The sequence below is a fragment of the Lysinibacillus sp. F12 genome, from assembly GCF_057773605.1.
In genome coordinates, this window is sequence record NZ_JBYMLP010000002.1 from 893,769 (window position 1) to 909,067 (window position 15,299).

General features: G+C 37.8%; 13 protein-coding genes. All 13 read right to left on the minus strand.

Annotated elements, in window-relative coordinates; genetic code table 11:
* Positions 1-49: 49 nt before the first annotated feature.
* The 13 genes from AC3CH7_RS11485 to AC3CH7_RS11545 all read right to left on the minus strand — a co-directional run bounded on the left by AC3CH7_RS11485 (position 50) and on the right by AC3CH7_RS11545 (position 15,263).
* Positions 50-817 (minus strand): CsxC family protein, encoded by a 768-nt coding sequence (locus AC3CH7_RS11485; protein WP_012295322.1) that lies wholly within the window; start codon positions 815-817, stop codon positions 50-52.
* A gap of 121 nt (positions 818-938) precedes the next feature.
* Positions 939-2,330 carry a BC_2427 family protein gene (locus tag AC3CH7_RS11490; protein ID WP_197149933.1) on the minus strand — a complete coding sequence of 464 codons (1,392 nt, stop codon included), beginning with the start codon at positions 2,328-2,330 and terminating at the stop codon, positions 939-941.
* 265 nt (positions 2,331-2,595) lie between these two features.
* Positions 2,596-3,396, minus strand: a complete 801-nt coding sequence (locus AC3CH7_RS11495) for a CsxC family protein (RefSeq protein WP_012295324.1) — start codon at positions 3,394-3,396, stop codon at positions 2,596-2,598.
* A gap of 252 nt (positions 3,397-3,648) precedes the next feature.
* Complete coding sequence (locus AC3CH7_RS11500) at positions 3,649-4,386, minus strand: 16S rRNA (uracil(1498)-N(3))-methyltransferase (protein WP_012295325.1); 738 nt, start codon at positions 4,384-4,386, stop codon at positions 3,649-3,651.
* Between the two features lie 80 nt (positions 4,387-4,466).
* Complete coding sequence (gene prmA / locus AC3CH7_RS11505; protein WP_031417048.1) at positions 4,467-5,408, minus strand: 50S ribosomal protein L11 methyltransferase; 942 nt, start codon at positions 5,406-5,408, stop codon at positions 4,467-4,469.
* 21 nt (positions 5,409-5,429) lie between these two features.
* A complete protein-coding gene (gene dnaJ, locus AC3CH7_RS11510) occupies positions 5,430-6,548 on the minus strand; it encodes a molecular chaperone DnaJ (protein WP_012295326.1) in 1,119 nt (372 codons plus the stop codon).
* 235 nt (positions 6,549-6,783) lie between these two features.
* Entirely contained in the window at positions 6,784-8,619 is a 1,836-nt protein-coding gene (dnaK, locus tag AC3CH7_RS11515; protein ID WP_012295327.1) for a molecular chaperone DnaK, read from the minus strand.
* 75 nt (positions 8,620-8,694) lie between these two features.
* Positions 8,695-9,267 carry a nucleotide exchange factor GrpE gene (gene grpE / locus AC3CH7_RS11520; RefSeq protein WP_488381751.1) on the minus strand — a complete coding sequence of 191 codons (573 nt, stop codon included), beginning with the start codon at positions 9,265-9,267 and terminating at the stop codon, positions 8,695-8,697.
* 17 nt (positions 9,268-9,284) lie between these two features.
* Entirely contained in the window at positions 9,285-10,313 is a 1,029-nt protein-coding gene (gene hrcA, locus AC3CH7_RS11525; RefSeq protein WP_031417050.1) for a heat-inducible transcriptional repressor HrcA, read from the minus strand.
* Positions 10,314-10,402: 89 nt separating this feature from the next.
* Complete coding sequence (gene hemW, locus AC3CH7_RS11530) at positions 10,403-11,548, minus strand: radical SAM family heme chaperone HemW (protein WP_488381752.1); 1,146 nt, start codon at positions 11,546-11,548, stop codon at positions 10,403-10,405.
* A gap of 300 nt (positions 11,549-11,848) precedes the next feature.
* Entirely contained in the window at positions 11,849-13,045 is a 1,197-nt protein-coding gene (chrA, locus tag AC3CH7_RS11535; RefSeq protein WP_447402458.1) for a chromate efflux transporter, read from the minus strand.
* 52 nt (positions 13,046-13,097) lie between these two features.
* Entirely contained in the window at positions 13,098-13,958 is an 861-nt protein-coding gene (locus AC3CH7_RS11540) for a DUF4179 domain-containing protein (RefSeq protein WP_243432609.1), read from the minus strand.
* A gap of 102 nt (positions 13,959-14,060) precedes the next feature.
* Positions 14,061-15,263, minus strand: a complete 1,203-nt coding sequence (locus tag AC3CH7_RS11545; protein ID WP_207889323.1) for a DHH family phosphoesterase — start codon at positions 15,261-15,263, stop codon at positions 14,061-14,063.
* Between the last annotated feature and the right edge of the window lie 36 nt (positions 15,264-15,299).

The window sequence follows — 15,299 nt, forward strand, 5'->3', positions numbered from 1 at the left end:
AACCCCTTTTATTGGTTTATTTGTCTTTATCATTTTTAACTAGCAATGATCAAGGGCTAGTAGGAGGTGTGAGTCCGAATAGTACTGGTGTTATAACACTACTTCCTACGCCTAAACGGATTTGTTGAACTTGCAATACTTTCACAGTTAATTCTAATACAATTTTTTCACGCAATGTGCTAAACGTACATTCTGGCGCAGCCATAATTGGTGAAAAATCAAGCTCAAAGAAGTTCGCTGCTACTAATTCCCCAAATGGTTGTTCATTGTATTTCACAAGATTTTGGAAGAAAGCCTTATCTAGACGAGCATCCATTTGAGTAGCTTCATTCAGGAAATTCGCTTCTGCAAACTCAGAAATTCCTAAAATGGGTGTTGAGCCTCCAATTATTTGTGGGAAAGTAAGATCTGTAAAACCAGAAAATGGAACGTCAGCAATTCTATCTCGAAGTGCTCCATTACAAGCTGATGAAGCATATTCGATATTTTTACGAATATGTCCTGCTACAAATAATTTAGCTCTTGTTACTCTAAAGAAGTCTGTACCATCAATACGCGCAAAGCTAACTGGTACTAGCTTCACTTGATTTAGGAATACATTTTTTTTCACTCTTTTGATTTCAGTTGCTGCCGGAGTAAGTGTAATATCTGACTCTACAACGATTTGCAATGTTGGTTCTGCCAGCACAACTGGAACTTTTATAGTGGGTGCCAAAACCGGTGTAGTAATGACTGGTGTAATTTCATTTGTTAATGGTATTTGCTCCGTTGATGCCACAGGACAAGGTAGATTTTGATTTTCAAATTGTTCACTCAAAAAATTTCCTCTTTTCATTTTTAGTATTAGAGAGCTCTCCTATCGCTAGAATATGTAGCAATTAAATCTATACATAGACGTATATATTAGAAAACGAACTTTTATACTGAATGAAATTCATTTATTGTCCAGAGTACAGACTGTCATATAGAACCCGAATTTTTTGTACTTGTATCATATGAATCGTTAAATCTAATACTATATTTTGACATAATTGATTGGCATAAGTTGTTGAGGCATTTTGTGTATCAAAAGCTGTATATTCAATACTCTGCTGTATATAGCCTTCTATCAATAATTTTCCATTTTTTGCTGTACATGTTCCATTTCCAAATGATTGGGATAAACGAATAGGTATAAATCTACAATTGGTGAGTACTACTTCATTCGAGATCTCTTTCACCCCTACAATCCCTTTTTCAAATGCCATAATCTCTTCTAGACATATTTCAATTTTATATTCCCCAACTATAACAGGTACTCGAATATGTATTAAATCAGATTCGTATGAGGTGGCTTCCCCTTTTTTAATTGATGGTGAATGATGTAAGGGAGTGACCACTGATTGAAAGGATTGATGCTGCCCATTATTTTTATCATTCTTATCAGTTTGCATGATTGAAATCAATTGATTGATGTCTGAACGAACTAAACGACATTCAGGATGTTCAGGGTAATCTGTTGTCGTTTGGAAAAGCTTTGTTTCAAGCTGTGGAGTTAAGGGATCTTTTACGTTTAGAAATTCAAATGTAGTATTTTGAACATGTTCGCCATAAATAGGAGCATGGAGAAAATCATGAATTTCTACATACGTAGAAAACAAGCATTTTTGGGTGATGGAGTATATCTCCCCATCCAACGATTTAGAAGTAGGATTGTTTTTCTCCGAATTCCCTGTCCCCTCAAAATGCCATTTATGTTCAACTGTGGATTCAACATCTGAGTGAATTGCTAAATCTTGTTTTTCCACTTGGGATTCATCACGGTCAGAAGGAAATTCATCAATGTCCTCAACCATCGTTTCTGTAGGTTCGGATACAATCTCTGTTACAATCGATTCCTCTACAGTCCCCTCTTTCATGTCTGGGGAGGGTTCGATTTCTCCCTCAATGGTTGAAATGGATAGGTCTTCATTGGCATCTGATAGGTCTGTTAAAGCTATTTCCTTATCAAGGTGCTGTTCACTATTTTGAAATTCCTCTTTAGGTATTGCTAAGTCTAGATCGGATAGTACATGGTCCTCCAAAGGATTCTCATTGCTACAAAGCTGGAGATTGTTATCTACCTCAACAAACGTTTCTACGGAACTAGGTATGTCCTGATTGGAGGCTACAGGATCTGGTGATTCCTCTCCAAGCCTAATCTCATCTTTTATATCCCTAAGCAGCGTATTGCTTTCTTCTTGATTAGCTGGAGATTCATCATCTATTGTTTGATACGCCCAATCAGAGTATTTATTTAGCTTAGTGGATACTTCTCTCATTTCTCTAAAGTTAATCCATGGAGTATTCATTTATTCACTCCTAAACAATATTAAGTACATTTACAACACAATGAACAACGTTATTAATGTAAAGATTACCATTCTCATTACAATTTATAGTATGCTTGATTTTCCCTTTTGTCACAGTATCCTCGGGGTCATATGTTTATGGCTTTATTCCTTTTTTAGATGTAAAAAGGCAGTTAAAAGTTCGAGTACATCCGAACTTTCAACTGCCAGCTAAAATAATGAATTTTTATTAGTGCCCTGTTATGACTCTATTCAATATTTGAGATTAACAAAATTCTGAAGGAGGCGTAGGATTAACTATTGGTGAAGCTGGTGGTGTAAGTCCTGGAAGAACAGGCGTTACTACGCTACTTCCAGCTCCCAAACGAATTTGTTGAACTTGTAATACTTTCACAGTTAATTCTAATACGATTTTTTCACGTAATGTGCTGAAAGTACCTTCTGGCGCAGCCATAATTGGTGAAAAATCAAGCTCAAAGAAGTTCGCTGCTACTAATTCCCCAAATGGTTGTTCATTGTATTTCACAAGATTTTGGAAGAAAGCCTTATCTAGACGAGCATCCATTTGAGTAGCTTCATTCAGGAAGTTCGCTTCCGCAAACTCGGAAATTCCTAAAATGGGTGTTGAGCCTCCAATCGTTTGTGGGAAAGTAAGATCTGTAAATCCTGAAAACGGAACATCTGCAATTCTATCTCGAAGTGCCCCATTACATGCTGCTGCAGCATATTCGATATTTTTACGAATATGTCCTGCTACAAATAATTTAGCTCTTGTTACTCTAAAGAAGTCTGTGCCAGCAATTCGTGCAAAGCTAACTGGTACTAGCTTCACTTGATTTAGAAAGACATGTTTTTTGACTCTTTTGATTTCAGTTGCTGCCGGAGTAAGTGTAATATCTGACTCTACAACGATTTGTAAAGTTGGCTCTGCCAGTACAACTGGAATTTTAATAGTTGGCGCTGTTACTGGAGTAGCAACCAGTGGCGTAAAATCATTCGTCAATGGAATTTGTTCTGTTGATGTTACTGGACAAGGTTGAATCTGACTATCAAATTGTTCACTCAAAAAAATTACCTCTTTTCAATTTATAGTTTTAGTGAGCTCTCCTATCGCTAGAATATGTAGCAATAAAAACTATATATGGACATTGAACTTGTTCTCTTACATATTTTATTTGGAATTTTTGAGCCTAAATTTTTTTATGAATTTGATTCCACTCCTTTTACCGTAGTGGGAAACCCATAAAAAAACCACCTAAATTAATATTAGGTGGCCTTCTTATTGCTCCTCATGAAAGAATTTATATATGACTCAGTATTATTCAAATTCATATGAGATGGCAGACAACGCATACAGTGGTGCTGTTTCTGCTCGTAAAATTCTTGGTCCTAAAGACATGGTTTGAGCACCTGCTTGTAACAAGGCCTCTGCCTCTTTACGAGAAATGCCACCCTCTGGACCAAATATAATAAGGATTGATGTTAATTTTTTCTCATGCACAAGTTTAAGCTTGTCCGCAAATCTGGTGCGTTTCTCAGCCTTTGCATCCTCTTCGTCTGCAATAAAAACGGCATCAAATTGGTCTATATCTTGTAACAATTGTTTAAATGTAACAGGTTCATACACCGCTGGAATATGTGTACGATGGGCTTGTTCAGCCGCCTCTTTTGCAATTTTTTGCAATCTTTCTTGCTTTTTAGCCCCTTTTTTCTTGTCCCATTTCACAATTGAGCGTTCGGCTTCGAATGGCAGTAAGGCAAACATGCCAAGCTCTGTCGCTTTTTGTGTAATCAGCTCTAGCTTATCACCCTTTGGTAAGCCACAAGCTACTGTTATTTGAATAGGTAGCTCAGAAGAAGGGATTGTTTCGCCCGTAGCGTCAATCGCTACCTCATCACCTTCAAAGCCTGTAATCTTACAAATATGAGCAATATTTTGTGCAACAACAATGATCTGATCGCCTTGTTTCATGCGCATCACTCGTTCAATATGCCGTGCATCTTCTCCGCTAATACGTGCATTCTCTATGGCTGTTTCAATAAAATAACGTTGCATGCTCCACAGTCCTTTCTAGCAAGAAATAAAGCACCAAATCACCAGCACATGGCTTACGATTTGGCGCTTCCTCCGTCAAGTTATAGTGGACGACGGGCAATGATCGCTACCCAATCTTCCATTAATAATACTTCTTCAATCATAAAGCCTGAAGCCTCAAGAGCTACTTTAACATCATCGCGTTTGGCACCGATAATGCCTGAAGTGACATATAATCCACCTGGTTTCACAATGGTAAATGCATCGTCAGTGAAGGACATAATAATTTCTGCCAAAATATTTGCGACAACCACATCTGCTGGTTCTTTAACAGTGTCTAATAAATTTCCATGGAAAACAGCTACTTTGTCTTCTACTTTATTTAAGGCAACATTTTCTTGTGCTGAGCGAACTGCTACCTCATCTAAATCAAGGGCATGCACATTTTTAGCCCCAAGTAATGCCGCTCCAATAGACAATACGCCGGACCCTGTTCCAATATCAACAACTGTATCCCCTTCTTTAATGACCTTTTCAAGTCCTTGTAGACACATGACTGTAGTTGGGTGTGTTCCTGTACCAAATGCCATCCCTGGATCTAATTCTATAATTAATTCATCTGTAGAAACAGGCGTATATTGCTCCCATGTAGGGACAATGGTAAAGCGTTCAGAAATTTTAACTGGATGGTAGTATTGCTTCCATGCAGTTGCCCAATCCTCTTCGTTGACCTCAACAATGGATACTACATTTTCACCGATATCAATGTTAAAGTTCGTTAGATTCGTAATAGCTGCTTTAATCTCCTCGACCGTTTCATTTAAGAAACTAGACTCTGATAAATAAGCTTTAACAATGACGCCATCCTTCGGGAAATCCTCTTCATTTAGTGCATAAATTTCACCATATTGATCTTCACGGGGCTTCGCAAACTCTGCAGAATCTTCAATAACAACACCACTTGCTCCTGCTTCATGCAAAATATTCGAAATTGCTTCTACCGCTTCATTTTTTGTATGAATGGATAATTCTGACCACTTCACGTAGCTCTTCAGCTCCTCTAATTATTCACCTTGGAATTTTTTCTTAATTTTATCGAATAGTGAACTTCCTTGCTCTTCAGGGATATCGCCACTAATTTCTGCAAATTCTCGTAATAATTGCTTTTGTTTTTCCGTTAACTTCTCTGGTGTCATCACCTTCACGGTAACATACTGGTTGCCCATGCCATAGCCATGAACATTTTTTACACCTTTGTCTTTTAATCGGAATTGAGCTCCTGACTGTGTTCCGGCTGGAATGCGTAGTTTTACTTTACCGTGAACAGTTGGTACTTCAATTTCATCTCCAAGTGCAGCTTGCGGGAATGTCAATTTCAACTCGAAATAAATATCATCCCCATCACGTTCGAAATCATTATGACCTTGAACACGGAACATAATATATAAATCCCCTGCTGGTCCACCGTTTATACCTGGCTCACCTTGACCAGATACACGAATTTGTTGACCATCATCGACACCAGCCGGAATTGACACTTTAATTTTTTTGCGTTTTTGAACTTTTCCTTCTCCACGACAAGTTGAACATTTTTCTTTAATGATCTTCCCTGTACCATGACAAGTTGTACAAGAACGACGGTTCATCATACGACCAAATGGTGTATCCACTGCTTGGTTGATTTGGCCAGCGCCATTACATGTCGAACATGTTTCAGGTTGCGTACCAGGCTTTGCTCCTGAGCCATGACAAGTCTCGCAAGTTTCATCTTTAGGAATTTCAATTTCTGTTTCTTTCCCAAAAATAGCTTCTTCAAATTTAATATTCATGCGATATTGCAGGTCGTCACCTTTGCGTGGCGCATTTGGGTCCTGACGACGTCCACCTCCGCCAAAGAATGAACTGAAAATATCCTCGAAGCCGCCAAAGCCGCCGCCTCCAAAGCCACCACCAAAGCCAGCATTTGGGTCCTCATGACCAAATTGGTCGTAGCGTGCTTTTTTCTGATCATCACTTAATACTTCATATGCTTCAGCGATTTCTTTGAATTTTTCATCTGCACCCGGCTCTTTATTAAGGTCAGGGTGATATTGCTTTGATAATTTACGGTATGCTTTTTTAATTTCATCTTTTGTTGCCGATTTTGTTAGGCCAAGCACCTCGTAATAATCGCGTTTCTCCATGATTCACACTCCGCTCTGTTTGCATAAAATCTATTGTAACATGCAGTCGATAAAACTGCCTTATTTTTTCGAGTAATCCCTCTATAAATTTGAGGTTTTTACTACTTCCTAGCAGTGTTAACGTATGCAAGTATTCCTTAATTGGTACCTTTACTAGTTCCATAACCTTACTTCATGACAAAAGCCAAAGCCGCAAGCGGTCTTTGGCTTTTTCACTTTACTGTGCTTTTAATTCTTATTTATCGTCTTTTACTTCTTCGAAATCAGCGTCTACAACACCATCATCTTTTTTACCAGCACCAGCGTCTGCTTCTCCGCCTTGTGCTGCTTGAGCAGCTGCTGCCGCTTGTTCATAAACTTTCATAACTAATGGCTGTAAAACACCTTCTAATTTTTCTTTAGCTGCTTTAATGCCTTCTAATTCGCCAGCTTCAAGTGCCTTTTTCAATTCATCACGAGCATCTTCTACAGATTTTTTCTCATCTTCTGTAATTTGTTCACCTAGGTCAGTAATTGTTTTATCCACTTGGAATACTAATTGGTCAGCTTCGTTGCGAAGATCTGCCTCTTCTTTACGTTTAGCATCTGCATCAGCATTAGCCTCTGCGTCTTTTACCATACGTTCAATTTCTGCCTCTGATAAACCTGAATCAGATTGAATTACAATTGTTTGCTCTTTGTTTGTACCTAGGTCTTTCGCTTTTACCGATACGATACCATTTTTATCAATATCGAAAGTTACTTCGATTTGAGGTACACCACGTGGTGCTGGTGGAATATCAGCTAATTGGAAGCGACCTAATGTTTTGTTGTCTGCCGCCATTGAGCGTTCACCTTGAAGTACGTGAATATCTACTGCTGGTTGGTTGTCAGCCGCTGTAGAGAATACTTGTGATTTAGAAGTTGGGATTGTCGTGTTACGGTCAATTAATTTTGTGAACACGCCACCCATTGTTTCAATACCAAGTGAAAGTGGTGTTACGTCAAGTAATACAACGTCTTTCACATCACCTGTTAATACGCCACCTTGTACTGCAGCACCCATTGCTACAACCTCGTCTGGGTTTACACCACGGTGAGGTTCTTTGTTAGTTTCTTTACGTACTGCTTCTTGTACTGCAGGAATACGAGTAGAACCACCAACTAAAATAACTTGATCAATTTCAGAAGTTGAAAGACCTGCATCAGATAATGCTTGTCGTACTGGACCAACTGTACGATTTACTAATGGTAATGTAATTTCATCAAATTTTGCACGAGTTAAAGAGATTTCTAAGTGTAAAGGACCTGCTTCACCAGCAGTAATGAACGGTAAAGAGATTTGAGTGGATGTTACACCAGATAAATCTTTTTTCGCTTTTTCAGCAGCATCTTTTAAACGTTGCATCGCCATTTTATCTTTTGATAAATCAATGCCATTTTCTTTTTTGAATTCTGCTACTAGATATTCGATAATCGCGTCATCGAAATCATCCCCACCTAGTTTGTTATCACCAGCTGTTGCTAATACTTCAAAGACACCATCACCTAACTCAAGGATCGATACGTCAAACGTACCACCACCAAGGTCAAATACTAACACTTTTTGATCTTGATCTTGTTTATCTAAGCCATAAGCTAGCGCTGCAGCCGTTGGTTCATTGATGATACGCTCTACTTCTAGACCAGCGATTTTACCAGCATCTTTTGTTGCTTGGCGCTGTGCATCGTTAAAGTAAGCAGGAACTGTAATTACTGCTTTCGTCACTTTTTCACCTAGGTAATCTTCTGCATAACCCTTTAAATATTGAAGAATCATAGCTGATACTTCTTGTGGAGTGTAATCTTTGTCTTCCACCGTCACTTTTTCAGCTGTACCCATTTTTGATTTAATAGAAATGATTGTGTTTGGGTTTGTTACTGATTGACGTTTTGCTACTTCACCAACTTGACGTTCGCCATTTTTAAATGCAACAACAGATGGTGTAGTACGATTACCTTCTGGATTTGGAATTACTTTTGGTTCGCCACCTTCAAGTACAGAAACGCAAGAGTTTGTTGTTCCTAAGTCAATACCAATAATTTTGCTCATTAAAATTTCCTCCTATTAATTCGACGCACGGGATGCGTTTTTTCACTAATTTTAATTGACTAAATAGTGCTAAGACTATTCGTTCACAGATACCATTGTTGGGCGTAACACACGATCTTTTAAGATATATCCTTTTTGTAGCTCGCGTAAGACTACACCCGTTCCTTTTTCACTATCCTGTTCCTGCATAACAGCTTGGTGGATATTTGGATCAAATTGCTCGCCTTCTGCTTTTATCACTTGCAGGCCTTCTTTTTCTGTAGCTTCTAGCAATGAGCGATACACCATTTCAATTCCTTTAATAATAGATGCAGTTTCTTCAGAAGTTGTCTCCACCTGTAATGCACGCTCAAAATTATCAAGGACTGGCAATAAATCAGATAATAAGCTTTGCGCTCGGTACTTTTCAGCAGCCTCACGATCTAGTTGTTGACGACGACGCATATTATCGAAATCTGCACGTAGGCGTAAATGTCGGTTTTCCTCGTCATCTAGCTTTGCTTGTAATTCAGCAAGTTTCGCCTCATATTGCTCTTCCACTGATAATTCAATTTCCTCTTGAACCTCTGAACGTTCTACTTCCTCTGTTGCCGTTTCTGCTTGTACATCCTCTTGTACTAAATCTTTGTTTTCAGTTGTTTCCGTCACTTGAATCCTCCTCATTATCATTCACTACGATTCTTCGTAAATGCTTGTGTTAAGTCCAAGCGTATTACGTCTAATAATGCCACCACACGCTTATAATCCATGCGTGTTGGACCAATAATAGCAATGGCCCCCTGTTGATCATCACCAATAGAATAAGTAGTGGTAATGACACTGCAATTTTCCATTTCTAGCTGTTTATTTTCTGAGCCTATTCGAATATGAATTCCTGATTCATTTGGATGAAATAGTGACTGCACTTGGCTGGTCGTTTCCATTAAGTCCAATATCATACGGACTTTATTTAAATCATGAAACTCAGGTTGGTTAAACATATTCGTTTTACCACCATAGAAAATTTTACTTTCTGAATTATGCATTGTCGCTGTTACGAGTGCGTGGATAAAATCATCCGCTGATTGTACATGTTGCTGTAATACTGCCAACACTTCAGCTTCAAGGCTTTTATGGAGCTCTTCTAATGACACACCTATTAAGCGATCATTCAAGATATTGACCATTTTTTCTAAATCCGAAGCGGTAAAATCAGGTGGTAAATTAAATAAGCGATTTTCAACATGTCCATTATTCGTCACGATAATCGCTACTGCTGTATCACTAGACAGTGGTACAATCGAAAATCTTTTGACACGATGTCTTTGAACATCAGGCCCTAATAGTATGGAAGTATAAGATGTCAGCTCTGATAGAATATTGGCTGACTTTCGGATAATATGCTCTACTTCTACAAGTCGATCATTGAAAATCGATTGGATCTGTTGAATGTCTCTCGAATTAATACCTTGAGGACTCAACAAATGATCTACATAAAATCTGTAACCCTTTTCCGAAGGCACTCGACCAGAGGAAGTGTGTGTTTTTTCTAAATAGCCTAATTCCTCTAAATCCGCCATTTCATTTCGAATTGTGGCTGGACTAAATGTAATCCCTTGTTTTTTGGAGATTTGGCGAGAACCTACCGGCTGTGCAGATAAAATAAAGTCATCTATAATTACTTGCAAAATCTGTAACTGCCGATTTGTTAGCATGATTATCACCTCTGTTAGCACTCAACCAAGAGGAGTGCTAATACTATTATTAAATTATCAAATCCCACAATTTATGTCAACGATATCGCTCATTCTTCTAGCAAAAATTGTTGAAATACTTCATTCCCCACAAAACGTCCTTTTCTTGTGAGTCGAACACCTATATCATCATGTTCTAAAAGTCCTTTTGATACTAGCTCTTTCAGAACAGAATCATAATGAGCTACGATTGGTGTTTTCAACTTTTCTTCATATATTCTGTGCTTAACTCCATCTGTTTTACGCAGTCCTAAAAACATTTGTTCTTCTCTTTTTTCACCCTGCGATACCTCATGCTTATGGACAATTGGAAGCTCCCCCGCCAAAACAGTTTCCATATATTTTTTTAATGGTCCATGATTGGAGTAGCGTACACCTGCTAGATATCCATGAGCACCAGCACCAAAGCCAGCATATTCGTCATTATCCCAGTAAATCTTGTTATGTTCTGAATGATAACCAGGCTTCGCAAAATTACTAATTTCGTATTGTTGGAGACCATGCAATTCCATTTGCTGCATTAAAACATCGTACATATCTGCTTCTAAATCCTCTGTTGGTAAAAGGAGCTTTCCTTTTGCGTACTGATTATAAAAAATCGTTTTTGGCTCCACAATAAGGGAATACGCAGAAAAATGAGGCAAATCAAGGGCCAATGCTTTTTCTAATGAGTCCTTCCATTGGGTCATCGTTTGTCCTGGCAATCCATACATTAAATCAATACTAATATTTTGGAAGCCGATTTTTTTAGCTAAAGCTGTTGTTTTATACACATGCTCATTACTATGTGTGCGTCCGATTTTTTGTAACAGTTCTTGATTGAAGGATTGCACGCCCATGCTTAGTCGGTTGACACCGCCATCAAACAAAACTTGCAATTTCTCCGCAGACAATTCATCTGGATTAGCCTCTGATGTAAATTCTGTCACACTATTCATTGGAATATACGTATGAATTAATGTTAGAAGTTTGTCCAATTGCTGTGGTGATAATGCTGTGGGTGTTCCCCCACCTAAGAAAATTGTTTCGATATGACGAAAGCCTTCGGGATTTTTTTGCGTTGCAAGCGCCATTTCCTTTCCAAGAGCTTCTATATATTCATCCACTGGTTGATTTTTAAAGTAAAATTTATTGAAATCACAATAATTACAGATTTGATGACAGAAAGGAATATGAATGTAAACACCTCGTGCCATAGCTATCCCTTCTTTCTCGTTAAGTCTTTTCCATTTCTACATTATAACGAATCAATAGAAGGAACGCTATGAAACCATCTAGTGGGTTTACACAAATATTTTCCCCCATTATTTTTTTACAAACTAAAAACTAGTAGCCAAAGATATTCCTCTAGCCTACTAGTGAACAAATGATTCTATGATGTTATAAAAATACCTACAGTAACAAGTGCTGCTTTAATGGAGAAATGCGAAAAAGAAGCAAAAAAATTAGCTAATTTCCTAAGTAAAGCATGAATCGAGCACTAGAAAAAATGTAATTCATGAATAACAAACGATTCCGACTACTATGCCTAAAAGCACCAATAAATAAGGCTGCATTTTCCATCGAATTAAACCCCATAAAAAGACCGCGACAAAGATAATATCTAAACCGTTTTGAATAGTCTGTGTCACAATCGGATGGATAAAGGCGGCGGTCAAAATACCAACAACTGCCGCATTGGCTCCTGCCATTGCCCCCTTCAGTCGGGTATGACGACTTAAGCTGAACCAAAAAGGGAGGGCGCCTATTACTAACAAAAATGCCGGCAGAAAAATTGCCAAAGTGGCTATCATTGCTCCTGGTACACCTGCAATAGCCATGCCGATATAAGCTGCAAATGTAAATAAAGGCCCTGGAACTCCCTGTGTCATACCGTAGCCTGCTAAAAAGTCTGCTGTACTCATTTGTCCACTTTGAACAAACTGTGTCTCTAATAAAGGTAAGACCACATGGCCCCCACCAAATACCAATGCACCTGCTAGATAAAACTTCTCAAACATTGTTATCCATTCATCATTCCATAAAGCACTTATCATCGGTAAGCCAAAGAGCAGTATTAAAAAAAAGCTTAATAAAACAATACCCGTGGATTTAGAAATAGGTACTTGAATCACTAAAGGGGCATCTTCATTACTTTTTTTTATTTGTTGAAAACCGATACAAGCAGCTAGTACTATCGCTGCTATTTGTGCCAACGGATGGATCCATACTAGCACGATGATGAGCGACATTATAGCCATTAACCAATGTAATTTTGTTGACAGTAATTTTTTGCTCATATCAAATATTGCATTTGCCACAATCGCAACAGCCACTAACTTCAAGCCATGAATCCAATCCATTTTTATTTCTGTATACATGGAAAAATAGGCAAATACCATCAATAACAACACAGAAGGTAGCGTAAAGCCCAAAAAGGAGAGTACACTTCCTAATAAACCACCCCTTAATAAGCCAATTCCCATACCTACCTGACTAGATGCAGGTCCTGGTAAAAATTGACTCAATATGACAAGCTGGCTATAATCCTGGGCTGATAGCCATTTACGCTTTTGCACATATTCTTGTTGAAAATAACCTAAATGAGCTGTTGGTCCCCCAAACGAGGTACAGCCTAATTTTAATGAAACATAAAAAATCTCCCATAGCGTTCGCAAACTCTCCACTACTTTCCATAGCTTTTTATCCATCATACATGGAAAATAGATTTTTTCAGATTAAGAGTTTGTAAATTTTCATTCATTGCTAATCTTTTTTTATTTTAATGGTGGTATCAAGTTTACTGCCATCCTTATCGACAGGGGTTAACGTATAATTTTTCTCAGATAAGTATAGTCCATCCACACGGCTTCCCCATTTTGTTCCTTCTTTATTTAAAGGATAGGGTGTTTCAAAAGTCCATGATTGCCCTCCTTTAGATTGAATTTTAAAGTGTAAAGCATCGTTGACAATATTCTTCTCCGTAGAAAAATAAATTGTAGTTGAGATAGGTGTGGAAACAACACGATCAATCATTAATTCCTGCTGATCAATATGTTTTACTTTTTTTTCGATTGAAAAAATGTGTCGATCTTCTTGTAATTGCTCTTGTGATGCCTCTACTTGAAATTCCCACGGCTTTTCAATGCGTGTTTCTACATTCCAATCTTTATAACGAATGTCCAATTCCACATGTTCATCTGTCGGGAAATCATCCATTTTGATGCTATTGTAGATGGTATAAACATTTGCAGATTTGGCAATAGACTGCCCTCCATTACGAACCATATAATCCTTACCATTCACAAGTATTTGAGGAAAGAAAAACACCTGATGATCTGGCTTAAACTCTTTGGTTGGTTTGAAGGTTGCATTCAGTAAAATTTGATTGTCATCCATGATTACTTCATTTAATGTTAAACGCCCTAAACTATTGTTAGCTGTTTCCCCTACCTCTGTTTTATAAGCTTCAAAATCCACCCCCCTATCCCGCAGCCAATACAGCAAAGAGGAACTACTAACTACTAAGACTAATAAGAATACAACAACAATTCTCCACTTTTTGCGTCCTCGATTTTCCTTATTTAAATCTACAACTCGAAAGATATCATCGGACAACAAGTACACCTCTTTTTTTTAAATAGTTATGTTTTATTGTAGTTAGTAAAGAGTCATTATATAACCTGAATAGAAAGCATAGTTGGACAAATTCAATATGTATAAAAGGAATCATTCAATCCCTTTTTTTAGTTGACGCACCTTATTTACTTCTTCCATTAAATAGTCCACGAATAGATCATCTCTTACTAGCCAAGCCTGGTAAAATCGCTTTACATACCATTCGGCATCCTCAAAGCTCCTATAGGTTTGCTCAAGTCGATTTTTATTTATTTCAATGATCCAATTCATTTCATTATTTGAATAAAGAAGAAAGAATTCATCATGGCGATTTTTATAGAGGGTTCCAAAGGTGGCGCCCTTAAGGTTATAGCGATTTCTTTTTGCGTCCTCAGGAATTGGCTCTAGGTGGAATGTTTCTAACACAAATTGCTTATATGCCTCCACTGTTAATGAGCACCCTGCTGCTTTTTGATGCCCTCCTCCACCAAACAAGGTTGCGATGGAAGCCACATTAATATGATCATGTATCGTACGGAAGGAAACTCTTTTACTTCCCATATTAATCATTGCAATATAATCAAGATGTATATTTTCTTTTCCTAATTCATTGCCAAGCTCAGAATGATAGGATTCTGCATAAACCACTCCACCATAGAAGTCACCTAAATTAGTTTGTATAAGCTCACGTTTTTTTCGGCGAATATAACGTTCTATTTTCTCCTCTTCCATGCTTAAAATTTTCTTTTCGAATTCATCAAAGTCTAAATGAGACTGACTTTTTAAACGATCCAGCATTTTTTCTTCGAATTCCTCTATAGACACTAAAAAAAAGAGTGCATTCAATCGTTGAGCCTGATAATTTCCATTCTTTTCCCATTCCCATGTATCATATTGTCTCACTAACTCAACAAACTCTGTAAGAACATCTGTTTTTTCTAACAGTCCATGCATGACAAGATATTGATAAAATAATGATGTGGCAGACGTTAAAAGGCCATGCTCATCTTCTATTATAACCTTACCCCACTCGTACTGATTGAGGTGGAGGGCTGTTTGATGATGGTCTAAAAGCTGCACGTTCCCAGTAGCCTGAAAGTAATCATCAATTCTTTTTTCGTTCCCCTCATTCGGAGAAAGATCTGTAATAAATAAAAAAGTTTTTGACTGTTCATGGTCCAAAAAGAACTCAATCTCGCGGTCAAGTGCCGTAACAGAGTTATACCGTATTTTCACCTGATCGCTAAACGCTAGCTTAGCTAGAATCCCACAACCTACACCATCTAAATCGTTATGTGATAGTAATTTATACATATCTTCACCTCCGATATAGTATGGTTACTTTTTTGT